23 protein-coding genes are annotated in these 23,578 nt (G+C 70.8%); 6 read left to right on the top strand and 17 right to left on the bottom strand.

The window, feature by feature from the left end; translation table 11 throughout:
• Positions 1-106: 106 nt before the first annotated feature.
• Positions 107-568 (bottom strand): hypothetical protein, encoded by a 462-nt coding sequence (locus C9F11_RS43350; RefSeq protein WP_138967837.1) that lies wholly within the window; start codon positions 566-568, stop codon positions 107-109.
• Positions 516-1,403 carry a hypothetical protein gene (locus C9F11_RS43345; RefSeq protein WP_138967835.1) on the bottom strand — a complete coding sequence of 296 codons (888 nt, stop codon included), beginning with the start codon at positions 1,401-1,403 and terminating at the stop codon, positions 516-518. The genes C9F11_RS43350 and C9F11_RS43345 overlap by 53 nt, the downstream gene beginning before the upstream one ends.
• Positions 1,404-1,600: 197 nt before the next feature.
• On the opposite strand from C9F11_RS43345, the gene C9F11_RS43340 reads away from it, so the two are divergent.
• Positions 1,601-2,833 (top strand): hypothetical protein, encoded by a 1,233-nt coding sequence (locus tag C9F11_RS43340; protein ID WP_138967833.1) that lies wholly within the window; start codon positions 1,601-1,603, stop codon positions 2,831-2,833.
• Between the two features lie 23 nt (positions 2,834-2,856).
• Complete coding sequence (locus tag C9F11_RS43335; RefSeq protein WP_138967831.1) at positions 2,857-3,201, top strand: hypothetical protein; 345 nt, start codon at positions 2,857-2,859, stop codon at positions 3,199-3,201.
• A 3-nt stretch (positions 3,202-3,204) separates the two neighbouring features.
• Here the strand turns inward: C9F11_RS43335 and C9F11_RS43330 are convergent, their stop codons facing one another.
• The 10 genes from C9F11_RS43330 to C9F11_RS43285 all read right to left on the bottom strand — a co-directional run bounded on the left by C9F11_RS43330 (position 3,205) and on the right by C9F11_RS43285 (position 12,766).
• Entirely contained in the window at positions 3,205-4,050 is an 846-nt protein-coding gene (locus tag C9F11_RS43330; protein WP_138967829.1) for a sugar nucleotide-binding protein, read from the bottom strand.
• A 181-nt stretch (positions 4,051-4,231) separates the two neighbouring features.
• Positions 4,232-4,957, bottom strand: a complete 726-nt coding sequence (locus C9F11_RS43325) for a hypothetical protein (RefSeq protein ID WP_138967827.1) — start codon at positions 4,955-4,957, stop codon at positions 4,232-4,234.
• 126 nt (positions 4,958-5,083) lie between these two features.
• Complete coding sequence (locus tag C9F11_RS43320; protein WP_249402300.1) at positions 5,084-5,419, bottom strand: hypothetical protein; 336 nt, start codon at positions 5,417-5,419, stop codon at positions 5,084-5,086.
• A 47-nt stretch (positions 5,420-5,466) separates the two neighbouring features.
• The gene (locus C9F11_RS43315) at positions 5,467-6,489 is read right to left on the bottom strand and encodes a phosphoadenosine phosphosulfate reductase (RefSeq protein WP_249402299.1); all 1,023 of its coding nucleotides are present in this window, start codon (positions 6,487-6,489) and stop codon (positions 5,467-5,469) included.
• Between the two features lie 107 nt (positions 6,490-6,596).
• Positions 6,597-6,869 (bottom strand): hypothetical protein, encoded by a 273-nt coding sequence (locus tag C9F11_RS43310; RefSeq protein ID WP_249402298.1) that lies wholly within the window; start codon positions 6,867-6,869, stop codon positions 6,597-6,599.
• Positions 6,870-7,086: 217 nt separating this feature from the next.
• The gene (locus C9F11_RS43305) at positions 7,087-7,365 is read right to left on the bottom strand and encodes a hypothetical protein (protein ID WP_138967823.1); all 279 of its coding nucleotides are present in this window, start codon (positions 7,363-7,365) and stop codon (positions 7,087-7,089) included.
• Between the two features lie 331 nt (positions 7,366-7,696).
• Positions 7,697-9,295, bottom strand: a complete 1,599-nt coding sequence (locus C9F11_RS43300; protein WP_138967821.1) for a GntR family transcriptional regulator — start codon at positions 9,293-9,295, stop codon at positions 7,697-7,699.
• Positions 9,292-9,732 (bottom strand): hypothetical protein, encoded by a 441-nt coding sequence (locus tag C9F11_RS43295; protein ID WP_138967819.1) that lies wholly within the window; start codon positions 9,730-9,732, stop codon positions 9,292-9,294. The genes C9F11_RS43300 and C9F11_RS43295 overlap by 4 nt, the downstream gene beginning before the upstream one ends.
• A gap of 85 nt (positions 9,733-9,817) precedes the next feature.
• The gene (locus tag C9F11_RS43290) at positions 9,818-12,382 is read right to left on the bottom strand and encodes a hypothetical protein (protein WP_138967817.1); all 2,565 of its coding nucleotides are present in this window, start codon (positions 12,380-12,382) and stop codon (positions 9,818-9,820) included.
• 24 nt (positions 12,383-12,406) lie between these two features.
• Entirely contained in the window at positions 12,407-12,766 is a 360-nt protein-coding gene (locus tag C9F11_RS43285) for a hypothetical protein (RefSeq protein WP_138967815.1), read from the bottom strand.
• Positions 12,767-13,083: 317 nt separating this feature from the next.
• Here C9F11_RS43285 and C9F11_RS43280 point away from each other — a divergent pair, with 317 nt between their 5' ends.
• The 3 genes from C9F11_RS43280 to C9F11_RS43270 are packed head-to-tail and all read left to right on the top strand — an operon-like array spanning position 13,084 to position 16,524.
• Positions 13,084-14,643 (top strand): hypothetical protein, encoded by a 1,560-nt coding sequence (locus tag C9F11_RS43280; RefSeq protein ID WP_138967813.1) that lies wholly within the window; start codon positions 13,084-13,086, stop codon positions 14,641-14,643.
• 28 nt (positions 14,644-14,671) lie between these two features.
• On the top strand, positions 14,672-15,289 hold the full coding sequence (locus C9F11_RS43275; RefSeq protein WP_138967811.1) for a hypothetical protein: 618 nt from the start codon (positions 14,672-14,674) through the stop codon (positions 15,287-15,289).
• A 59-nt stretch (positions 15,290-15,348) separates the two neighbouring features.
• Complete coding sequence (locus C9F11_RS43270) at positions 15,349-16,524, top strand: hypothetical protein (protein ID WP_138967809.1); 1,176 nt, start codon at positions 15,349-15,351, stop codon at positions 16,522-16,524.
• Between the two features lie 43 nt (positions 16,525-16,567).
• Here the strand turns inward: C9F11_RS43270 and C9F11_RS43265 are convergent, their stop codons facing one another.
• The 5 genes from C9F11_RS43265 to C9F11_RS49785 all read right to left on the bottom strand — a co-directional run bounded on the left by C9F11_RS43265 (position 16,568) and on the right by C9F11_RS49785 (position 21,843).
• Positions 16,568-18,538: an ABC transporter ATP-binding protein gene (locus C9F11_RS43265; protein WP_138967807.1), complete on the bottom strand. Its 1,971-nt coding sequence runs from the start codon at positions 18,536-18,538 to the stop codon at positions 16,568-16,570.
• A 112-nt stretch (positions 18,539-18,650) separates the two neighbouring features.
• Complete coding sequence (locus C9F11_RS43260; protein ID WP_138967805.1) at positions 18,651-18,950, bottom strand: hypothetical protein; 300 nt, start codon at positions 18,948-18,950, stop codon at positions 18,651-18,653.
• Positions 18,951-18,984: 34 nt separating this feature from the next.
• Complete coding sequence (locus C9F11_RS43255; RefSeq protein ID WP_249402297.1) at positions 18,985-19,698, bottom strand: lasso peptide biosynthesis B2 protein; 714 nt, start codon at positions 19,696-19,698, stop codon at positions 18,985-18,987.
• Positions 19,695-21,578 (bottom strand): asparagine synthase-related protein, encoded by a 1,884-nt coding sequence (locus C9F11_RS43250; RefSeq protein WP_138967803.1) that lies wholly within the window; start codon positions 21,576-21,578, stop codon positions 19,695-19,697. Before C9F11_RS43250 ends, C9F11_RS43255 begins: the two co-directional genes overlap by 4 nt.
• Before the next feature lie 133 nt (positions 21,579-21,711).
• Positions 21,712-21,843 (bottom strand): hypothetical protein, encoded by a 132-nt coding sequence (locus tag C9F11_RS49785; protein ID WP_269078158.1) that lies wholly within the window; start codon positions 21,841-21,843, stop codon positions 21,712-21,714.
• Between the two features lie 292 nt (positions 21,844-22,135).
• Between C9F11_RS49785 and C9F11_RS43245 the strand changes: the two genes are divergently transcribed.
• The gene (locus C9F11_RS43245) at positions 22,136-23,497 is read left to right on the top strand and encodes a transcriptional regulator (RefSeq protein ID WP_138967801.1); all 1,362 of its coding nucleotides are present in this window, start codon (positions 22,136-22,138) and stop codon (positions 23,495-23,497) included.
• Positions 23,498-23,578: the final 81 nt, after the last annotated feature.

Here is a 23,578-nt window from a genome sequence, read left to right as displayed (position 1 = left end):
GGGAGACTGGGTTGCGCCGATGAAACCTCCCGACCTCGACATGACCCCCGACCACGGACCCCCGACCACGGCTACGAACCGGTAACCGTGGCGCGGCCAGCGGGTGTCAGCCAAGAGCGGTGACAGCCCGATGCTGAGGTGCGGCTCGGATGATCCGTCGACGCTGACTGTCCACGGCCGATGCGCAGCGGGAGGAGCCGGACGCGCGTGCCGTTGCGGCTGCGCTCTGGATGTGGTGTACGGCGCGGTCGATGTCTCCCGCGGTGAGGGCGGATTCGGCCTGCGAGGTCTGGAAGACGGCGCGGGTGCGCTGCCGGTGCGGCGCGAGAGCGGCCAGGCCCTCTGTGAAGGCGGCATCGGCCTGGGGAAGGTTGCCTAGGTCCAGCCAGCAGCGCCCGGCATCCACGCGCAGGTCGGCGACGGAGAGCCAGCTGATCGCGGCTGGTGTCTGCTCTGGGCGGACGCGGTCCCAGGCCCGTTCGCTCGCCGTGAGCGCAGCCTTGGCGGCGCGGTCGTCACCGGTGGTGGCGGCGGCGCGGGCGGTGCGCAGTTGCAGCAGGCACCGCATGGCAGGCGAGCGGGCTCCGTCGAGGGCATAGCCCAGCAGCGCGGTCGCAGTGGGTACCTGACGCATCCAGGTGTACTGATAGGCCTGGTCCGCCAGCACCCCCGCGCCCAGGTCGGTGTCGGTGGTGTGCTGCGCGGCGTGCAGGGCCAGGTGCCAGCTGCGCGGCGGCGTGCCGGCCCTGGTCGAAGGCCCGCCATCCGGATGTCTGTGCCAGCCGGGCGGCGATCGCGTGCAGACGGCGCCCGCACTGCGGGCTGTAGGAGCCGTCGGTGATCACCTGGAGGCAGGTGCGCAGGTGCGCGTCGACCAGCCGGTTGGCGGCGGGCAACCGCGGGGTGAGCTCGGCGAGGTCGCCAGCACGCTGCTCCAGCCAGTCCACCAGCTCCCCGTCCACGCGGTCGGCTGTGCCGCGGGAGGTCAGCGGCAGCGGCGCGGCACCGGGCCAGGAGGCGGCCACCGCCAGCAGCGCCGAAGAGGTGTAGGCGAGGAACGCGCGCCGGTCCGGGGTGTCGGGCATGAGGGCCTCTTCCAGTACGGCGCGGCTGTCCGCGGGAGTGAAGGGGCGCGGAGCCTCGAAGGCGGGCAGCCACGCGGGCCATGGCATCTGATCGGGCAGCCGCGGGTCGAGACTGAGGACATCGGCCAGGAGGAGCTGGTAGTCGCAGCTGGGAGTCTGCCCTTGCTCCCAGGCCCAGACACGGTCCCGGCCCGGTGTGTAGCGCAGGCCGCGCCGCTCGGCGGCCAGGGCGAGCAGGCGCGCCAGCCGCTCCAGGCTCCAGCCCCGCTCGGCGCGGACGTACGAGAGCGGATGCCGTGCCGTCCGATGCTCATCCACGCTCGTCCCCTTCCCCGCGGCCGAGTCACGTCTTCCACCCTCGCGCCGCGGCCGCGGCAGCGGCAAGGGGGCCGTCAGACCGCGCCTACAGCGCGCATACAGACGCAGCCCCTGTCCCGGCGGCATCGTCGAAATCAGTCGAACAGGCCGCCGCGACTCCGCAGGCGGCCGATCCCTCACCGGCCCCCGGAGGCGTCATGCTGCTGCCGTATCCCGTCATCGACCAACTCACCCCCCAGCAGGTGCGGCTGTGGCACGACCACTTCGCCGGCACCCGTCACGAGCGGGCCCGCACCGTCGAGGAAGGAATCTGGCGCCGCACCCAGGACCCGGCGAACGCCACTCAGTCCGGCTGGAGCACGGACGACAACGGCCGCCGCCGGATCGTCCACTACCGCCACCGCTATGCCCTCGACCACACCCAGCCGGTACCGCGCCTGGTACTGGGACAGCTGTACCTCTACCACTCCCTGACCGGCCCGGCGGAGGAGATGGACACCTGGCGCAAGGACATCGACGCCTGGCTGCACACCGGCGGCTGGACCGCTTCCACCAGCGGGCACCGGCGCGGCGACCTGCGCTTCAGCGTGACCGACACCACCGTGCACCCGCAGGACGAACGCGCTGGCCGAGCCACTCCGCCGGAGTACCGCACCGTGGACGTCACCGTACGCTCCCAGGGCTGCCGCCTCTCGCGCCCGGCCCGGAACCTGCCGTGGGACGTGCTGGCCGGAGGCCTCCGCATCAAGGACCAGCGCGGCACCCCCCGCTACGCCGAAGACCTGCGCGAGCTGCGCGACTACCTGCCCTTCCAGGTCGAACTGGGCTGCGGCCCCTCCATCGAGGCCGGGATCCCGCCCCTGCACTACCTGCACGAGGTCTACCGGGTCACCGCCCGCCGCGACAACGCCCTGACCCAGACCCACCCCTTCACCCTGGCCCCCCACACCGACCCTCTGATCCGCGAGGTACTCACCGACCCCGAGACCAAGGCCGAGGACCTGGTGCGGATGTTTCGCTCCTGCTTCGAGGCCGCCCCCACCCGCGCCCACCAGGCGCTGCGCGCTCTGCACGAATGCGGGGCCATGGCGGGCCCGGTCATCACCCACAACTTCGACCTCCTCGCCGCCCGCGCAGGCTTGCCGGAGTGCTTCGTGCGCCGCTACGACCAGCGCATCCCGCAGGTACCGCTTCTGCCCGAAACCCGCGCACTGCTCGTGATCGGCCTGCACGCCGACCGCCGCGCCGTCCAGGCGCGCGCCCGCACAGCCGGAAAGAAGATCTTCTACCTCGACACCGAAGGCCTCACCGAGAACGGCGTCTTCCGCGACTACCCGATCGAAGGCGCCCGCGAGGGCGACGTCATCGTCCGCGCCCCGGCCACCCACGGCCTACGGCGCCTGTGCGACCTGCTGAACATCACCCCCTGATCCCCTCACCGAGGAACAAGCCGATGAGCACCCTGTGGGACGACATCCACCACCTGCGCCGACGAGACGAACGGCGCAGCCACGCCCCCGAGCCCGCGCGCGAGCTGCTGCTCGCGAAGGTCTCTGAGGAGGCCAATGAAGCCCTAGAGCTCTACCGCCGCATGCGCGGCTGGGGCACCAACGGCACCGTCACCGCCACCTGCGAGGAGGTCTGCGACGAGGTGTGCGCCGCCATCATGGCCGCCATGGTCGCCCTGGACTGCCTCGCCCCCGACGCCCGTGTCCACTGGCAGCGCTACCTCGCCCACGGAGCCGACCGCGCCCGCGCGGAGAACCAGGCTGCCTCACCTCACAACAGCAGCACCTGACCGTCACGGCCTCGCGAGGAACTCCCGCACCCCACGCAGCCGCGTCGCCACAACCCGCCGGGTCTCCAGCCCCACCAGACGCACATCAAGGGGGCCCGGCGGGCCGCTGACGCGGCGCTCCGCTGCCACCAGCCGACCGGCATCCAGCCCATCCCGGGCGGCGACCAACTGCCCGAGCTCGAAGCGGCTGACCGCATCGGCCCCGGCGCAGTGAAGCATTCCGCCCAGGCGGGCTTCGGCCACATCCAGCAACGCGCCCGCCAGATCTGCCACATGCACCGGGCAGCGCACATCGTCGACGAACAGCTGGCCCGGCCGTGCGCCGCTCACCAGGTCGTGCACCAGCCGTTCATGTCCGGACATCCCCGCCGCACTGCCCGGCCCATCTCCGATGAGCAGCGACGTTCGCACCAGCGCCGCCCACGGTGCCAGCGCCCGAACTCCGGTTTCGGCCGCGGCCTTCGCCGCCCCATACACCGTCACCGGGTCCGGCCAACACGTCTCGGCGTAGGAGACCGCCTCGCCAGAGAAGACAGCGTCACTGGAGACGTGGACCAGATGAGCCCCGGCCGTGCGCGCGGCGGCGGCCACGTGGACTGCTCCCTGGGCCGTCACCGCCCAATCAGCCTTGCCATGAGCGGCGTTGATGACCGCGTCGCACTTCGCCTTGCGGATGACGGCCGCCACGTCAGGGGCATCGCGCAACTCTATCGGCAGCCAGTCTGCCTGCCCCCGGCCCGGGGGCTGCGCGGAATGATAGGTAGCCACCATCTCGCACCCTCGCGCGGCGGCGACCTGCAACAGGGCCCGACCCAGAAATCCGGTACCACCAACGATCAGAACACGCACAGCCGCACACCCTACGCCCTAGCGGATGCGGGGCAGGGGCACTTCCGACGGTCGGCCTCGCCGGAGGAACCGCGTGGTAGTGAGCCACCTCACCTGGCCCACCCGGCAGCCCGTGCCCTCCAAGAAGGGGATGTCGGGCTCGGCCGCTGCCGGGGGCGGTGAGCTGTGCCAGCGCGGGGTTCTACTTCGTGTTCCTGGGCTTGCGCTGGGCGGCTTGCTCGAGGATGCGCCGGCGTGTCCACCGTCGGCGCCCGTTCTGGCGCCCAGCGTTCTCGGCGACGCCGTCGGTTTCCTGCAGCAGCGGCAGATTGCCCTGAGACAGACTGCTGGAGAAGGACTGGATGCTCTTGTACCCCAGGAGTGCGGCTGCCTGCGTCGCCCCCAGCAGCTCGTCGGGATCACCGTCGGCGGGAACGGCGGGCAGTTGCGGGTTGCGGCTGGCGCCGGCGCGTCTGCCGCTGCCGGGGCGCGTGCCCATCCACACCTGCAGCGTCCGGACCCGCCACAGCCGCCGCACGTAGGAGTTCTCCTCAGTGCCGAGTTCTTCGACGACGTCAGGCTCAGGGAAGTAGCCCGGGTGGTCACGCACGAACGTGGTGACCTGATTGGGGTTCTTGTAGCCGAGGAACCGTGAGGCCTCCGCGGCGTTCAGCAGGTCCTCGGGGTTCCGGGAGGGGGGCTTGTGCACGCGTAGCCGGGCCGGGGCGCGGTGGGCGAACCACCGGGTGACCTCGGCGTGATCCCACAGGCGGGCGTTGCGGCGCATGCGCACAATCTCGGGGAAGGGCTCGTTCTGCGCGTTCCTTTCGCGCGTGGTGTAGAGGGCGGAGATCCGCGCGGGTGTCAGGCCGTGTTCAGCCGCGATCTCGGCGGCGTCGGCCAGGCGTGGCTCGCGGCGCGAGGCCATGGCGGAACCGTCCGTCCTGTCGGTGGGAGCCGGCCTGCCCGGCTCGCTCCACAAATAATGGCAGGACTTCCGGGGGTGGGTCCAGCCGCGGCGCCAGGAAAGTTCCCAGGACGACGGCCCCGAAGCTCACTCCTCGGGAATCATGCAGACACCGCGGCGCGCCGCGTCCTCCGCCATCTGCGTGTACGCCAGAGCCGCCGGCGTCCCTTCCCACTCCGCCAGGGCCAGCAGAAGGATGACCTCGGCACGGTCCCGCCCGGCACCACGGGGCACCCCAGCGGCGTCAGCGGCGCGCACCAGCGCCGCCTCGGACAGCCCGCCCAGGCGCTCCGCCACGCTCCGGTGCAGAGTCTGCAGCCCCTCCTGGTACAGCCCGTGCGCCTCGCGCAAGAGCAATAGCAAGTCTTCGTCGTGGCAGTCAGGCGCAACTGCGGCGAGATCGAGAAGGCGCTCAGTAGTCATCAAGGTCAACCATCTCTCCAGCACGGGGCCGGCGCTCGGGCGGGCCATCAGGCGCAGCCGTCGCAGATCGCGCGGCCGCCGCTGCGGGCCAGCAGGGGATCCCTGCGGGGCTCCTGCCTGAGGGCGGCCCGCACCTGGGCCTCCAGGGCGGTGAACTCCGGGCCGTCGTCCTGGCAGACGACGCCAGGGTCGGGGGCCCCGCAGAGCTCGGCGTGACGGAGCAGGTCAGTGATGCGCCAGCCCGCGCAGAAACTGTCGCCGCGCACCTGCTCGACCTCGGCGTACAGGGCGGCCAGCCGCGGCCGCCGCCCCAGAGCGAGCAGCACGTCGCCCTTCGCGGCGAACATGCACAGGGAACAGGAGCAGCGGGACGTCCCCGCCCAGTCACCGGCACCGGGCCTCGAGTCATACGTCCAGGAATACGGCACCGGAGCGTCCGCGTGCCACTCCTTGACCGCGTCAGTCGGCCAGTCCTTGACCGGCAGCCACTCATCCACGATCCGCGCCGAGTTGGCCAGAACCCGCTGAAGCACCGGGCGTTCTCGGCGGCCGCGGCTCTCGTCGCTGCGCAGGCCCATGACCTTCAGGATCCGCACAGGGCGGCTGAGTTCGTCTCGCAGGCGGCGGACGATCGGCGTCCAGGCCATGGAGACCACGCCCTCCTTGGCGTACGTGCGGCAGAACGGGCTGCCCAGACGAGGGAACCGGCCATATGCTGCGATCTCGGTCAGCAGGCTGCGCGGCATGCGGGTGCCGCAGGGGCCGGGCACCGTGCGGGTGACCTCGGTATGCCGCTCAGGAGGAACACCGAAGGCAGCGCTCTGCAGGGACGCCAGCTCGGAGACGCCCGGATAACGGACGCCCTCGAACACGACCGGCCCCCATTCCAGAACCCCGAGACTGGAGTGGTACGAGATTACCCGCTCCGATACGCCCGCGACCCGGGCGGCGTCCATGAACACGGCCATCATCACCGCGCTGTCCTTACCTCCGGAGAGCTGGGGAGCGAGAAGATCGTAGGTCGTCAGGTCCGGCGCGCGAAGTGGGACAGTGGCGGGGGGTATAGGCATGGGGTATCCCTTGAGTCAGCTGCGTCGGCTGAGCGCACGCGACAGCAGCGGCGGGGCCGCCTGACAAGAGCAGGCGGGAAAACTCGGACGGGGCAGGAGCTCAGCACTCACACCCGGATCGGCTCGGGATCGACCTGCTTGGGGTAGGGCTGCAGGGGGGAGAAGCCGAGTTTGATCTGTTCTCGCTCGCGTCGGCTGCCGAGGCGGAACACGAACCGGTGCGCCCCGCGGTGCCGGACGTTTCGGGCCTCGACGGCCGCCAAGGCCTCCCGGAGCCAGCAAGCGGGGTCGCACCCCGCACGCGGCAGAGGTGCGCCAAGCGCGATGAGCCGCGCTTGGGCATACTCATGCCCCTGCTCCTGGCGGCGGATCTTCTGCACCGCCCGGTCGAAAGTGCGCCGGTTCGCGGATTCTCGGAGCTCGAACGACCGGAACCCGCACGCGACTCTGGAGTTTGGCCGTGATTGTGGCCGAGTTCGATGGTCTGCGGCGACCGCAGCTCTTGCCGCCCTCCGTGAACGTGATCAGCATCCGTGCAGCGTCGCTTACGGGGTCACGGTCTCTCGCTCAGTGCCGGTGGCGCGCACGCGCAACAGGTCAGAGTCGTAGGTGTTCGGTGACGAGTTCCTCGGCGACCACCGGCGCGAGTAATTGCGCCGCCGGGCTGATCTCCCAGGAACGAGTGCGACCGCCGGGGTGCGCGGGCGGCTCCGGGTCGCTGGCACGCACGGGACGGTGCCGCACAAGGTTGTAGCGCAGGACGACGAGTTGAAAGATCATGGCAGGCTGACAGCAACTCTGGATCTTCTTACGCAACGCGTCGTCATCGTGGACGCCGATGATCCGGAAGACAATGCCCTGGATGTCGTAGATCACTTGTCCCGGCTGTACCGATCGCTCCTCAACCAGAGGGACAAGCTGACGAGCCAATTCCGCAGCGAGTAGGCGGTTCTCCGGCCGGTACTCATCGTTGAACGTGCCCGGTGCGACGGGATGAAATAGCCACGGCCCGACCTCCCGGCGACGTCGCGGGGGTACGCGTACGGCCGGAGCGGGGCGCTGTGGTGCCTCGCCGCTGCGGCCTGGGCGCGCTCCGGGGAGTCGGTGATTGGTCGCGTCACTGCCCGTCATAGCGACATGATCAGGGAGCGCGGCGTGTCCTGGGGCGCGATTGCATGAACCCGTGTGCGTGCCGCCCCCGGAGTTGTCAGAGGGGGAAGAGTTTCGGGGAGCCGTCGCAGTCCCACTCCACCCGGCGGTCGACGTTCTCCGCCCATGCCCGCCACCCGTGGATCGTTGGATCGAACATGAGGATCGCGGCGACGTCGCCGGGCGGTATCTCGCCACGGTCGTTGGTGATCTCTCTCGGAGCCAGCCCCCGCGCGCGCAACTGCGCGCCGAAGGAGTCCTGCGCCCACGTGCCGTCCGCGCCGGCTGGACGGTACCTGGTGGTCCCCTCCCAGAGCAGCTTGTCCACGATGTGCGGGGCGTAGGCGCCGGATCCCTGCCTGGTGGTCAGTAGTCCCTCGGCCGACAGCATCCGCACGGCCCGCTCGACGGCGCTGCGGTTGCTGTCCAGTTCTTCTGCCAAGGCCGGAGCCGCGGGGAGGCGCTGACCGGCGGTGTAGAACCGCTCGCGGATCCGGTTGCGGAGGACGGCGGCGACTCGTCGGAACTCCGGGACGGCGGGGACACGGGGCGTGATCACGTTGAGGAGGTTAACCGGCCCTGTGTAGCTCGGACAGAGGCGCATGGGCGGGGCCGGTTTCCGCGCGGTTCGCGTGGGCCACCAGGAGCCGCTCGCCGACGGGTGCGGGCTGGGTGAAGTCGCCCGGGGGAAGCCTTCGATCCAGATGGGCCGGTGCTCGTCGATACTGGCGTAGTACTGGTTGCGCCAGTGACCGCGGACCCAGTGGCCGGCGGGCGTGCGGCCTTCGGCGGCGGCGCGTGCTGCGGAGAGCTCGTGGGCGGCCGTCTCGGGGCGGCGCAGGGCGATGCGGCGGAAGCTCTCGGGGCGGATCTTCGCGTTGCGTGCGATGGCGCGCACCGATTGGTGGATCTTTGGGGAGTCCTCGCAAGTCAGGGGCTGTTTGGCGAGCGCGGACAGGGCTCTGAGTATGGAGACGCTGTGGGTGCCCGCGTGCGCGGGCCTGTCCCACGGCACGAAGTAGGCGAGCTGCGGAAAGAGCGCGGTGACCTGCACTGTGACGCCGTTGACGTCGTACGCCCCGGGCGGGTAGCGGACCCAGGTGAAGGCGTTGACGCCGTCGTCCACGCACGCCCAGGTGATGGCGGTGATCGACGGCTGGTCGGGGGACAAAGGCGCGAAGGCGGCTGACGGGACGGGCTTGGCGAAGAACAGGAAGCCGATGGGGGCGAGGAACTCGTCACGCCGCACGCACTGTTGGGGGAAGGTCTGGGCGGCGGCCGTCACCAGGTCGCACATGGCCGCATCCGCGTAGACGGTGTCGGCGTTCTGCCACGCCTCCAGAGGGATCAGCTCGTCCGCGGTGAAGAGCGCCATGCGTTCCTCGAGCGAGGCGGACGGCCACTGGTCGGGCCACACGCCCGGCCCGTACTCCGGAAGCCCGTCGGCGGCCAGGTAGCGAATCCACTGTTCGGAGTCGAACCATCCGGTCAGTGATGCCTTGAGGCGGATCGCGTCGGCCGGCGTCACGCCCCGGGCCGACTGCTCGTGGAGGCGAGCGCGGAACTCCGCTGCGCCGCCGGATGAGGTCGCCCGCGTTGCCCACGCGCGGCCCTTCTTTATCCGCGTCGTCCTGGTGGCCGAGTGGCGCTGGGTCACGATGCGCCCTCCTCGTCGGCCGGGTCGTCCGGCGAGGTCGCCCTCCAGTCCTCCCGGGTGGTGCGGCCGAGGGCGTGCTCCACGGCCGCGACTTCGCCATGACCGTAGGCGGTGCGGATTCCGGAGATGGACATGCCGGAGGCGGCAGCGAGGTCGGCGAGTTTGTAGGGGCGGGGGCGGGCGAACTCCCGCCCGTAGGCGACCAGCCGGCGGATCTCGTCCTCGGCCTGCGACTTGCGGTAGCGGGCCATGCCGATCGCCGAGAGCAGCGGCTCGTGCTCCTCCCAGTCCGCATCCGCGGCGGCTTCGAGGTTGCGGATCATCTCGTCCCGCTCGGCCTGGACGGAGTGACAGACGTCGTTGAAGACGTCGTCGGGCACGTCCCCAGGAGCAGGCATCGGGTGGCAGATCGCGGCGATGTCGGTGAATACGCTCATGCCGAACAGCATGCGCCAGAATTGCGATGAGCACAATGGATTACGCTCATCGCAATTCCGCTTTCGAGGTGTGGACGCGGACGTGCTACGTGCGGGGTTCGGGGATGCGGTACACGCGTTGTCCCTGGATGGAGCCGAGGGCGGCGTTGACGACGGTGGGCGGGATCCAGGCGTTGCGGTAGGTGCCGTCCCAGTCGGTGCGGGGCCCGATGCGGGAGCGGCGCCAGTGCCCTCGCCGAAGGTGAGGCGCCAGACGGCGGCCCGTCTCGGTACCGACGCCGTCCTCCCGCGGAGCGTCGTCGCTGCGGGAGCCGCGGGTTAGGGACAGGACCCGTACGCCGCCGAGGAGTCCTTGGCGTTCTTGCCGGGCGGTGGCTGCGGTCGGGCGGCGGGTGGGGAGTTCGGTGGGCTCGGGGGTGTTCCACGAGGCCCAGGCCAGGGCGGCAGCCAGGTTGGTGACGGTGTCCGCCAGGGTGGACAGGGAGCGCCATCCGGGCAGTGCGGCGCGGGTGAGGGTGGTGCGGCTGGTGCCGGGGATGCGCAGCAGCCAGATCATCTCGTCGGCGAGCTGCCCGTCTTCGTCGGCGAGCAGGACCAGTCCGTCGATGAACGCGCCGCGGGCGTAGACAGCGTTCACGACCGGCACCGGGGGCGGCGGCGAGGCCAGGTTGATGGCGAGGCCTTGGCCGCGCGTCTCGGCAGCCGCCACCGCGTTGTCTACGGGCAGGCCGCTGGGAGCGGTCTCGAGGAGGTGGGCGAGGCGGGGGTGCCACAGGCCGCTGCGCGACTTCAGATGCAGCGGGGCGCCGAGGGCGAGCAGGCAGGAGCGGAAGGGCAGGCGGATGTCGTCGAGGGCCTCGCCCTGGGGCGGGGTGCTGTCGGCGACGCCGGCGCAGGTGGCGGTGGGGATGTAGAAGGGCACGGCGTCGGCGAGGGCATGTCCGATGCTGGCGCAGGCGGCGCCCAGGCCCGTGCTGGCGTACGCGCGGCTGTCCAGGGCGATGCCCTCGCCGCGGAGCCCGTTGGCGGAGTCGGCCAGCGCGTTCTGGCCGATCACCGCGCCCAGGGTGAGGGCGCGCAGGGCGATGGCGTCGCCCGGTGCTGCCGGTTCGGTGCGCTGCTGGGGGTCGCCCCACCGCCCGCCGACCGTGAGGACGCGCATGTCGTGTTCGAAGACGGGGCGCATCGCAGCGTCCAGGCGGTCGTCGGCCACGCCGGGATCCGCGAAGTCCTGGTTGATGCGGGTGGCGACGCTGGTGGTCAGGGCGATCTGGGTGCCGAAGGTTTCCGGGAGGCCGAAGGGGGTGCGCGCGGGCGGGGCCGGCTTTCCCACGATGAGTGCACCCTCGTCGGTGGCGCTGGACAGGTCCGCGTCCACCAGGTCGGACAGCTGGCGCCAGATCACCGGGCCGTAGATCTGCTCGGCCCGTGCCGTGTACTCGGGGGTGGGGGTGCCCACCGCCAGGCGCCGCAGGGTGGCGGCATCGTAGGTCTTGAGAGCCTTGGCCATGCCGACCGGTGACCCGCAGAACTCCAACAGGCTTTCACCGGCACCGTGTTCGTCCGCTCGGTCCTCGGCGCGGTTGAACTCCATCCAGGAGCCCATGATGTGGCTGAGCGACGGGGTGTCGCGCGGACCGAGGACCGGCAGCGCGTCACCGTGCCAGGTGATCGGCTGGCCGTCGTGGACGAGCTGAAGGTGGTCGTGCACGTTGACCAGGCCGTCGAGCCGGGCCGCCACCCAGTCGATGCGCCACCGCACCGGCTCCGTCTCCCCCGTCTTGGCGAGCGGCGTGCCGTCGAGCGGGATCAACGGGCAATGTGGCGCCTGCACGTGCCCGATGGCCTGCTCGCGCACCTGCTCCCACGGCAGCTTGAGGTCGGCGGCGAGCTCTTCCCAGGTCACGGTGATCACCGCGGACCCCAGGTCGTAGGAGCGTTCCAGCAAGCAGCCTTGAACCGCCGTCCCCTGAACCGCTCCCAGCAGCTCGGCCGGCGGAGCAGGAACCGTCGGCGGCAGCGGGTTCAACTTCCACTGCCCGTCGGAGCCGACCTCGATGAGACCGGCCGTGACCAGGGTGCCCAGCAGGCGGCGGAGTGTTGTCGGTTCGCCGGATTCGAGGACCGTGGGAAGCCAGGCGCGGCGCAGCTCGGTGTCCTTCGGCGGCGCCAGTGCCGCCGTCTCCTCCATGACCCACACCGAGGCGTCCCAGCCGCCGTAGCGCGAGACGAACTGGGCGATGGCACCGACCGAGTTCCCCAGTACCCGTGGGTCGCCCCGCATCCCCTCGAGTTCAAGCTCGGCAATGCAGGCGAGCAACCAGGATGCGGCGCGCGGCAAGACCGCGCTCCATCCTTGGAGAACGAAGGCCTTCGCCCAGATGTGGTGATCCTCATCGAACAGGCCCTCAACCAGGCGCGGTTCGCCCATGGGCTCCGCTGGTCCGTGCTCCGCCGCCTCATCACGGCCCCATTCCGGCGCCGCGGTGGATTCGGGATCGGAGGCGGGCCAGTCCGCGATCAGCGCGCCGCGCGCGGCGTCCAGTTCGGACGCCGAAGAGGGGGCCAGAACGCCGCGGGCGGCCTCGCGGCTGCGGATCGCGTCCACGTTGTCCGCATCGGTGACCAGCAGCAGCGCGCCCTCGGCCATGCAGTCGAGCAGATCCTCATCCCGTCAGGGGTCGAAGGCCACCGACACGAGTTCCCGGCCGCTCGGCAGGGACAAGACCGCGACGAGATACCCGCCCTCGTCCGACCCTCGGAAGTCCCAGCGCACCCGGGCATCGGTCGGCCCGGCCTCGGCCGGCAGCCACTCGCCGCGGTCCTCTGGCGGATCCACCACCATCACGGCCATGGGGTGCGGATCGCCCTTGAGCTGCATCACCTTCACTTCACGGAGCGCCGCCAGCTCACCGCTCGGAGACCACGCAGGGTACCCGCGGGTGAAAAGTACCGACGAGTCCGTGCCTGCAGCCGGCCGACCCTTGCCCATCTGCTTCTTGCGGTCCCGCTTCCCGCGGCTCGCCTTGCCCATGACGCCCGAGCATAGAGGCCTCCACACCCCCAAGATGCCACGTCCTGGCATGCCCGGAGTGCCCCAGGTCCCGTCCCGGGCACCCGAAGGAAGGCCTCGGTCAAGCGGCAGTTCGTGAACCGACCCGTCAACCCGAGAAGGGCCCTGCGCACGAGAGACTCCGGACAAGGCGCTACCACACGAGATCCCGTTCGAGTGGAGAACCGCACTGACGTCCTCTGCGAGCGCGGCGGGGTGGCAGCATGCGGAGAAGCACGTGGATCCGCTCGAACGCGGAATTCCGGAATCGCACGGCTCACGGTCTGGGGAGATCTCGGTTGAGGACGCAGGAGACGCACGAGATCGCCGCCGTGGACACGATCGCCAGCGTGGCGACGATGCTCATCGATACCGTGATCGACCACCCGCAGTTTCCCCTTGAGCAAGTGTTCGGCACGGTCCTGGCGCAACTGCCCGAGGTAGACGCGGAGGCGGACCGGAGCACCGAGATCGTCTGTATGCGGCAGCAGCAATGGCTGCTGCTGAACTGGCTCGCCGGGGTCAACGAGAGCGTCTCCGGCAGCATCGCCCAGGAGGCCGTTGCTTGGGTTCGCCGCGTGGTCGGCCCTGGCGCAGCCCGGGAGTGCGAGGCGCACGCCTGGGCTCTTGGCCACCCCCAGGGCCCAGTGGACACCGTCATCGGGGACCGGCAGCGTGTCGAGCGCATCACCGCCTGGTCGCGGCTCCTCGCAGCCATCACGTGCCTGCACGGTGATGGAACGTCAGCGTGGCTGCGACGCTTCGACCCGTCCGACATGGTCGAGACGAACACGCTTGCGTGGTTGACGGGCTGCGAGCCGCCCGGCTGGGATCCGCTGCCATGGCCGCCCGATCCCCGCACCCTGCCGGAGATCCGTCGCAAGACGATGAAGTTCGTCGATCACCCCGCCAGCCGGGCGGAGGCGACCGGGTTCCTTGACATCGTCGGCCTGACCATGGCCCCCGGTCCGCGCGGAAACCCGGCCACCGGCGACATCCTGGCCGACCAGGAACTGGAGCGCCTCTCCAAAGCCCGGCTCTACTTCGTCGACGCCGACATGTGCTCCGTCGCCGTGCGCAAATCTGCCCGTCCACGGACCACCCCGATTGCACCCCACCGGGTGCCCTCGCCGAACGGCATGCTGTTCTTCTCCGAGCCGGTCTCCTTCACAACTCCTGGCAGTTCCGATGTCGTTGCCGCCTCATGGGGGCTGTGGGACCCGCACTCCCAACCCGATGGCTGGCTGCGGCTGAACAACGCCGACGCCTATGAACCCGTCACGTGCGAGGACGGCCCCCACTGGTGGATCACCCTGTACCACGTCCAGGACGCAGTGATCGATGACGAGCGTGACACTCCGCCCCTGGACCTCACCGACACGCATATCGTGTCGGCCGGCCAGGTCTTCGCACCTCCCTCCGACGTCCTCTCTACCCAGCACGGGGTCCGCGTCCTGATCGCCTGCTGGGATCTGATCACCCAGGAGCAGATCGGCAAGCCGATCACTGACACCACGCTCCTGAAGCGCAAGCCCACCAAGACCCGCGCCGACCGCAGGCGCGGGATTGAAGACGACGGTGTGGTCCGCCTCGTCACCGTCCGCCGCCGGGCCCCACAGCCGCCCAGCGATGCGGACGGCGCCTCAGCTGCCGTGCCTGCTCAACGCTCGTCCATCCAGTACAAACACCGGTGGACCGTGCAGGAACACAGCCGGTCCCACTGCATGAACCCGCGTGAGCACGCCGACGGCGGCTGCACGCACGAAGACATCACCATCCTGGACTTCGTCAAGGGGCCCGAGGGCGCCCCGTTCCTGCGCCGCGACATCGTGCACATCCTGCGCAGGCTCGAGCAGTAGAATATAGCGGGCATAAGGTGGCGCATCTATGGACGAACTGAAGGCTGAGACCGGGTGCCTGGAGTGCGGCCGACGCCCGGCAGATCAGTGGCTCGACGGCGACGGCCCGCTGTGCGACCCGTGCCTAGACGGGCGGATCTCGACAGCGACGGGCATGCCCAAACTCCCGCTCGCCCCACCCCCGATAGAAGTCGAGGGCGGGGACGGGCGTCGGCATGTGCTGCGCTACCGGCTGTGGCGGGCGCCCACCGGGATCTCGGTGCGGCTGGTCGAGGAGTGCCGGGCCACGGACGAAGGGTTCGAGTTCGGCGTGCTCGGCGACCACGATGCCGATGTGAACCAGCTGCTGGCCCGGGTACGGGCGAAGGCCGAAGCGGAGATCAGCCACTGCTACCTGGAACCGGACCCACGGGGGACGGGATGGCGGCTGGCGGACGAGGAGGTCGCAGGCCGGCTGGTCTGGAACCCCGACGGTTCGCCGTTCCGCGTCGTGGTCGACGGACGCACCCTGTCGTGGGCAGAGCTGGGCGAAGCGCTGTCCTCGTTCGAGGGCTGCCGGTTCCGCCTCACGATCGACGACTCCTTGGCCGACGCCCGGTCGGAAGCCGCCAAGGCGGCGCTGGGCGGGCACGGCACTCCGAACTGAACGTAGACGCCCGACGGTGATGCATCGAACCCGGAGCGGAAGCACAGCTGGATGCCGCGATGTCCGAATATCAGCACTATCAGTTTCTTGCCGTCGACCGGCCCTTGACTGACGAACAGGTCGCTGAGATCCGCCAGTTGACCTCCCGTGCTGCTCTCACCCGCACCACGTTTGTGAACACTTATCAGTGGGGCGACTTCAAGGGCAGCTGTGACCAGCTCATGGAGGAGTTCTACGACGCCCACCTGTACTTCGCGAACTGGGGCTACCGCAAGGTCATCCTGAGATGGCCCGCTGATCAGCTTCCGCTGCACATCGCCGAGCAGTACTGCACCGGCGAATCAGCCGAGGCCCGCCAGCACGGCGGACACGTCCTCATCACGCTGGTCTCGGACGACGAGGACGGGGAGTTCGAGGACTTCAACGACCTCTTCGACTTCGACGAGTACGGAGACACCGACCGCGAAGAGGAATGGCTCCCCTCGATCGCCGAAGCACGTCTCGACGTCGCGGCCGGGGACATGCGCCTGCTCTACCTGGCCTGGCTGCACTGCCTGGGCAACAACGAACTGGACGACGACGATGTTGAGCCCGCGCTTCCCGCCGGCCTCGCCGACCTACCAGATTCCCTCACCGATATGGCCACCTTCCTGCGCATCGACCCCGACCTGATCACCGCGGCGGCCCTACCTCGCCCACACGCTGACCCTGAGCCCACGCGCGCCATGTACGAGTCCTGGATCAGCACGCTGCCTCAGACAGACAAGGACGCCACCTTGGTGCGCCTCCTCCACGACGACGATCCCCATGCCGGCGCTGACCTGCGCCGACGGTTCCGCCTGGCCCACCCGGGCACTCCCCCTTGCGAGGGCGGACGCACCGTTGCCCAACTTCGAGCCGCCGTCCCCGCAGCTACCGCCGAGCGCCTCGCCCGCGAAGCGCAGGAGGAAACCGAGCGCGAGGAAGCCGAACGTCAAAAGGCGCATGCTGCCCAGCAGCGCCGCCTGGCCGCCATCCAGGATGACCCCGAGGCCGCGTGGGGCCGCGTCCACGAGATGATCGCGTACCAGAAGGGCCGCAACTACCCCGCCGCTGTGCAGCTATTGGGGGACCTCTCCGCGCTCGCCGACCGCGAAGGCACCAGTGAGGCCTTCGCGGAGCGTTCCCGCGCACTGCGCGGCCAGCACCACACCAAGAAGGTCCTGCAGCGCCTGCTGGACGCCGCCGGCCTGTGAACCGCCCACCGCCGTCCACGGTCGAGGCGGTGCCACCGTGGGCTCACCTTTGGGGCTGGTCGGCGTAGCTCCGTGCCTGAGTACGCCACAGGGCGGCGTACTCGCCGTCATCGGCCAGGAGTGACTCGTGCGTGCCCTCTTCGAGGAGGCGTCCGCCGTCCAGGACGATGATGCGGTCGGCTGCGCGGGTGGAGCCGAGGCGATGGGTGATCAGGATGACGGTGCGGCCTTCACTGAGGGCGCGGATACGGTCGTAGACGGCTTCCTCGGCGCGGGGGTCGAGGGCTGATGTCGGTTCGTCGCAGATCAGCAAGGGTGCGTCCTTGCGGTGGAAGGCCCGCGCGCCGGCCAGGCGCTGCCACTGGCCGCCGGACAGGTCGCGGCCGCCCCACTGAGAGGGGGCGAGGCTGGTGTCGAGGCCCTCGGGCAGGCGGGCGATGACGTCGTCCGCGCCCGAGGCGCGGGCCGCGTCCATGACGGTCTCGTCGCTTCCGTCGCCCTGGCCGAGGGTGATGTTCTCGCGGGCCGAGACCTGCCAGCGGGCGATGTCCTGGGGCAGCAGCGCGAGCCGCGCCCACACCTCGTCTGGGTCGGCCGTGGTCAGGTCCACCTCGTCCCAGGTGACCTTGCCCGTGGTGGGGGTGTAGAGGCCGGCGAGGAGTTTCGCGAGGGTCGACTTGCCCGCGCCGTTCGCGCCCACGATCGCCAGGACTTCGCCGCGGCGCACGGTGACGCTGATGTTCTCGAGGACGGGCAGTTCGCTGCCGGGGTAGCGGAAGCTGATGTTGTGCGCGGCGATGACGGCCGGGCGGGCGGGCACCGGGACGGGGGCGGCGGGGAGCTGGGCGCGCTGTTGCGCGTCGGTGAGGAAGGTGGACCAGTCCCCGAGGTACAGGCCGGTCTTGTAAGTCGAGTTGATGCCGGTGATCAGCTGAGTGAGCAGTAGGCGGCAGGTCTGGACGGCGATGAATGCGGTGCCCGCCGCGGCCGCCGGGATGTGGCCGCTGAGCACGAGCCAGAGCAGCGCCCCGTAGACGAGGAGCGCGGCGCCTCCGGCCATGGTGTCGCCGAGGAGCTGGTAGCGGGCGGTGGATCGGCCGACGCGGGCGGCGTGCTCGGTGAGCCGGTCGGTGACGGTGGTGAACTGCTGCAGCAGCCACGGGCGCATGGTGTTGGCCCGGACGTCGAGGGCGGTGGCGCGGCCGGCGGTGCAGTAGATGAGGTTGTGGCGAAGCCGTCGGTCGGAGAGCGTGTGCCGCTCGGCCAGGTGAGCGGCGCGCGCGGCGCGGACGGCGGCGGCGCCGCGCGGGATCACGGCGAGCAACAGGAGCGGCAGCAGCGCGGGGTGGAGCGCGGTGAGGATGCCGGCGGCGGCGAGTAGCCCGAGCAGGGCTGCGGTGAGCGCGGTGAGCGCGTCGATCATCAAGTGGGCGTCCTTGGAGGCCCGGTTGGCGGCCTCGCTGTGGTCGCACCAGGCCGCGTCGTCGTAGGCGGCGAGCGGGACGCGGGTGGCGGCGTTGAGGTAGCGCAGTTCGGCGATCGCGTCCACTCGGGGGCCGATCCGTGCGGTGACGGCCAGTGTGGTGGCGGCGATCAGGGAGCGTCCGACGGCGGCGACGGTGATCAGGGCGAGCGAGGGCAGCGCCGTGTGGATGCGCTCGGCCGTCGGTCCGGGCGCGAACAGCGGGGTGAGGGCACCGCGGGTGGCGTACAGGCCGATCGCGGTGATGGCGCCGGTCGCCAACTGCAGGACGGCAGCGAGCAGGACGGCACGCCGGTCGGCGTCCCAGGCCAGCCGGAGCGCGGTCACCGTCAGGGCGGGCAGGCGCCGCGCGATCGTCGTGAAGTCGTCGGCCAGCGCGTTGTCGTGCCGCTCGGCGCTCACCGTGTACTGCGGCAGGGCTTCCCCGACGTCGGCCCGTCGCCGACGGGGCCACGGCAGGTGAAGGAGCCGCCCGGGGGCCTGGCGTACGGGAGTCTCGCGGGAACCGCTGCGGGCTCGGATGTCAGTCACATCCTGAGCAACGCGTCACCCATACGGGTGGTCATGGTGGCGAAGGGTGGCGAATTTCAGTACGAGCCTTCACTCCCGAAAGGACGAGAATAAACAACCAGAAAACACCGATTCACTCCGGTTTGTGTGCACGGCGTTCGAGATACGCGGACAGCAGGAGTTCGGATTCCGGGGAGAGACTGGCCACGCGGATCTCGTCGCCGTCCCGGTAGGTGAGAGCGCCGGGGGCGTCGCCGGCGGCAGGGTGGTAGTCGCCCCGGATCAGGGACGCCAGGACCGTGCTGGGCAGGCCCTCGCGAAGCGCGAGCGTGAGCCCGAGGGGAATGGCGAGGTCGACAGCGGGATCCGCGAGCGCCGCAGTGGTGAGCGCCGTGATCTCCTGCGCGGTCATCAGCTTCGGGTGTCCGGTCACCGCCCCAGTATCGGGCTCGGGCAGGGGCGCACGGTCAGGTTCGCTCTATCTGGAGTGCAGCACGGTACGGCCAGACGCGGTCGTCTTCGAGCTGGCCGACGATGGTGTGGCCTGCCTCGATCCAGGCGTGCGCCCCCTGCGGGACGAACCTGGCGCCGATCACCCACCGCACGCGGCGGCCGGTGAAGGCGGCCGCGAAGAAGGTGGCGAGGGACTCTTCCAGGCACGCGGCCCGGCCCGGCCACCATCGGGCGGCGCGGCGGACGGCAGCGAACGCGGCCGTCGCCTCCGTCGGGGTGGCAGAGCGGCTGGGCAGGCGGGTGACGATGCGGGCGCCGGCGACGGCGGCCCGGATCGGCAGCAGCCGAAGCAGGACGAGCGCCAGGAGCAGCCCGACGTGCCCCGCCAGGTATCCGGCCAGGCTGACGGGGACGGGGGCGGCGAACTGGACCTCGGGGTGATCGTGCCGGTGGACCTGCGGCGTTCGGCGCAGCAGGTCGGCGCGTTCGAGGTCGTCGGCGAGCGCGGTGAGATCGACGCGGACCTGGCTCGGGTCGGCGCCGCGGCCTGCCCACTGTGCGGTGTGCTTCTCGATCGCTTCGGCCGGAGTGGTGCCGTCGGTGATCGTCTGCCACAGCTGCGCGCCGATCGGGTCCAGGAACCGCCACTGTCCCCGGCCTGTTCGGATGTCCATCAGCGCGATGCCCTCGGCGCTGGTGGCCGCGTAGATGCCGCTCGTGCTGCTCATCGGGTGGCCTCCTGGTGTTCGTCGGCGAGGGTGTTCTCCCACCAGATGCCGCGTGCGGTGGGCAGGGTGGCCAGCCACAGCTCGGTGACGATCAGCGTGTGCAGGGCAGCGAGCGGTGCAGGCTCACCCCGTGCCGCGCCGTCCAGCGCCGCGACCGCCCGCTTGGCGTCGAGGAGCCCGCCCTGAGCGAGGGCGGAGCCGGTGAGCAGGCGGCGCAGGACCGGCGCGTTGGTCCGCAGACCGGCGTAGAGGCTGCCGGTGAACGCGGTCTTGGTGCGCCGCTGGAGAAGGAGGTCGGGGACCTGGCCGGTGAAGGCGGCGCGGGCCAGCGGCTTGTAGTCGCCCGGCCGGGACCGTTCGTAGCCGGGGATCGCGAGGCAGGCGTCGACCACGGGTGTATCCAGGAGCGGCGCGTGGATGGGCAGGCTCCACTGCTGGCGGGCAATTTGGTCGTAGCTCGCGTGCCCGGCGCCCATGTACTCCAGGGCGAGCCGCTCGTGCAGTGCTCCGGGAGCGGTGCGCGGGTCGGCGCTCGCCGCGGTGGCGCCGACGAGCTCGGCCACGAGTCTGCGGCCGGTCGGGGTGAGCCAGGCCGCAGCCGCGGTGATGCCGCACCAGCTCAGGGCCTCCGACGGTGGCGCCCAGCCGGGTCTGTGGAGAGCACCAGGTCGGTCGAGCAGCGAGGCCAGGGTGTCCAACGCCTGCGGATAAGCGATTCGTTGCGTACGTATCGCCTCGCGCAGCAGCGGCCACAGCGCGGTGTGCTGGGCACGGGCACTGCGGACGATGTTACGGAAGGCGCCGAGGCGGTGTCCGGCGCGGTACTGGTCGATCACCGCTGTCGGCAGGGCGTCCAGGACGTTGTCGCCGCCGCGCCCCGTCAGGTGCAGGCGCGAGCCGTGGGCGGTGGCCGGGGTGAGCTGGGCCGCCTTGATGGCGAGCAGTCCGAGGGTAAGCGCCGGGGTGTCGGTGAGCGGAAGTACGGCGGGGTCGTCGAGGGCGTCGAAGTGCTGGACGCCGTCGCGGGTCCCGTACACCCAGGCGTGGCGGATGCCGTCGGAGCCGGCTGCGATTCGCTCCGCGTACCGGACGTCGTCCTGTTCGCCCATGCGTGCGTCGGTGTAGGTGACGGCGAGCAGCGGGCTGTGCGCGACGGCAAGGCAGGTGACGGTCGTGCTGTCGATGCCGCCGGACAGGTCGGCGGAGAGCAGGGCGTTGCTCGTCGCGCGCCGGGTGACCGCCGTGCTCACCGCGTCGCGTACGAGCGGAGCCCCGGTGGCGAAGGAGCGGGGGCGGGCCGAAGACGGCACAGATTCGACGCGTGGACCGGCTTCCGCCTCCAGGACGAGAGCGTGATACGGCGGGACGCGGCGCACCGTACGGAAGTGGCTCGCCTGGATGGTGTCGAGACCGCGGAGGGTGAACGCGGAGAGCAGGACGGCCGGATCGGCCTCGGCGCCGCGATAGGCAGCGAGCGGCGCGGCGGCACTCGCCCACAGCACGCCGCCCTCGACCGGCAGCCAGTACACGGTGATGGTCCCGGCACGGGTGCCGGCGATCCGCAGCGTCTGCCCGGTCCGTACGACGCTCAGGTAGCAGCCGGGCAGCCGTGTGGTGGCCGCCCACTCGCTGCGTTCGGCCGCCTGCCGGGCGGCGGTCAGTTCCTGCTCGGTGGCCAGACAGCTGCCGAGCGTGAGGACTTCGCCTGGCCCGTCGACGGTCCCGCAGGCGCGGATCTCGTCGGGCGCGTACGCGGTCGTCCAGATCCGCATCGCACTGGCTGCATACGCGGTATGTGCCCCGCGCGGCCGCCAGCTGGCCAGGGGGTCGCGGCCAGGGTGTGTGGCGAACGTTCCGGCGATGAACCGCAGGGTGCCCACGTCGGCTCCTTCGTTTGCCTGTCGTTGAGGGGATTGCCGTTCACGGGCGAGTGCCCGGAACTCCCGGCGGTCGGCCGAAGGTGTCCCGGGCACTCGCGTTCAGACGTACGCCCTGGTCAGGAGCGCGGTGGTGTTACTGCCAGTACTCGGTGTCGTCCGCGTTGTTGGCGCTGGCGCTGCCGAGGGTGGCGCCGGTGACCGTGCCCAGGGTGCTCAGGAGGGGCGCGGTGTAGGCGACGGCCTCGAACTCGGTGCTGGTGTCCATGACGTTCCTCCACGAGTCGGTCGATCGGGGGAGCTCCCCTCGGCCGCACGGGGCGGTGCAGGCTCCCGTGCGGCCTCTGAGCGGGGAGGTTCGGGCCTCCGGGCCGCGGTTCCGGTGGCTCTGGTTCCAGGAAACGGCCGAACAGCCATACGGGGAAGAAGGGTTAGTGCTGCCTCGGTGTTGCCTCTCTCGCGCCTCGCAGGTCGGCGGGGCTCCAACTCCGTGGCGGATCAGCTACGTTCAATGCATCGATCGTGCTCGGCTCCATCCCACCCGGGGGTGCAACAGCCACATGCCCGTGATCATCAAGCAGCCGAAACACCCGCTCGCCGTGGTGCGGGTCGCCTCCGGCTACAGCCTGAGAACGTACGCCGAGGCCGTTGCCGAACGCGCCGCCGCGCTCGGCCACGGACGCATGGCGTACCGGCGCGAGAAGGTCGCCCGGTGGGAGGCCGGGGTCGAGCCGGAGAAGCCCGCGCAGTTCGCGATGGCCGACTTACACGGGGTCGACCCGGACCAGGTGCGGGCGCGAGGATGGCCCAACTGGCTTCTGCTTGCCTTGCCCGGACCCGACGTCCTGGCCCCGTTCACCCCGGAGGTCGCCCTGTCCGCCCTCGATGACCTGGCCGCCGACCCCGCCCTCGCGAACGGCGCCGACATCCCGCTCCTGCCCGAGCCGGTCCTCCAGGCCCTCACCACCACGTGGACCGAGCACGTCCAGGATTCCATCGCCCGCGGCATTCAGGGCGGCTACGTCGGCGTCGAGGTCTCCTCCGCGATCCACGCCCGCCTCACCGCCCTGTGGCATCTGGACGACTCGCTCGGCGGCACCGCGTGCACCACCAGCGCCCGCACCGACCTGAAGATGGTTACCAAGCTGCTGCGGCACGCCCGCCACACCGGGCAGCTCACCACCGATCTCCACTTCCTCGCCGCCGAGTACGCCCGCTTCCTAGGTTGGGCCGAGTTCGACGCGGGCAACACCGCCAAGGCACAACGGGCCTGGCACGCGGCCCTGCGCGCCTCCGCCGAGGCCGCCGATCCCGCACACAGCGCATATCTGCTGGCCAACCTTGCCCTGGCATGTGTCTACGACGAACAGTCCACGATCGGCGCCGACTTACTCACCTCCGCCCGCGACATCGCCGGCACGCGCACCACGCCGCTGGTCGCCGCGATGATCGACACCTGGCGGGTGCGGGCCACGGCCTCCACCGGCGACGCCAAGCAGGCCGCCCGCCTCCTGGTCCAGGCCGAGACGGAGTACGAACGGGCCCGTACCGGCGACGAGAACCCGGACTGGGCGTACTGGATGTGCCGCCCAACCCACATGGCGGAGACCGGCCGGGCGTTCCTCGACCTCGGCGGCCCGGCCACGGCCGAGAGCCTCCTGACGGACGGACTCACCGCCCTGGAGCCCGGCGCCCAGCGTGACCGCGTCCTGTATCTGACCTGGATCGCGACCGCCCAGGCACGCCGCCACGACCTTGACGCGGCCGCCACGACCGCCGTCAAGGCGATGGACATCGCCGAGCTCGTCGAGTCCGGCCGCTGCACCAGCCTGCTCACCGATCTGGCCGACGAACTCCAACCCCACCGCGCTGCCCGCCCTGTCGCCGCAGTCCTCGACCGTCTCACTTCCACGGCCTCCTGACCGGCCGCGCCCGTCAACAGGCTGGTGCCCGGAGGCGTTCGAGCGAGCGCGGATACACCGGCGACTACCGGCCCAGTGCCT

Origin of the sequence: Streptomyces sp. YIM 121038 (assembly GCF_006088715.1) — a bacterium.
Classification (GTDB): Bacteria; Actinomycetota; Actinomycetes; order Streptomycetales; family Streptomycetaceae; genus Streptomyces.
The sequence above is the reverse complement of the archived record's forward strand: the minus strand, read 5'-3'. Positions and strand labels throughout refer to the sequence as shown.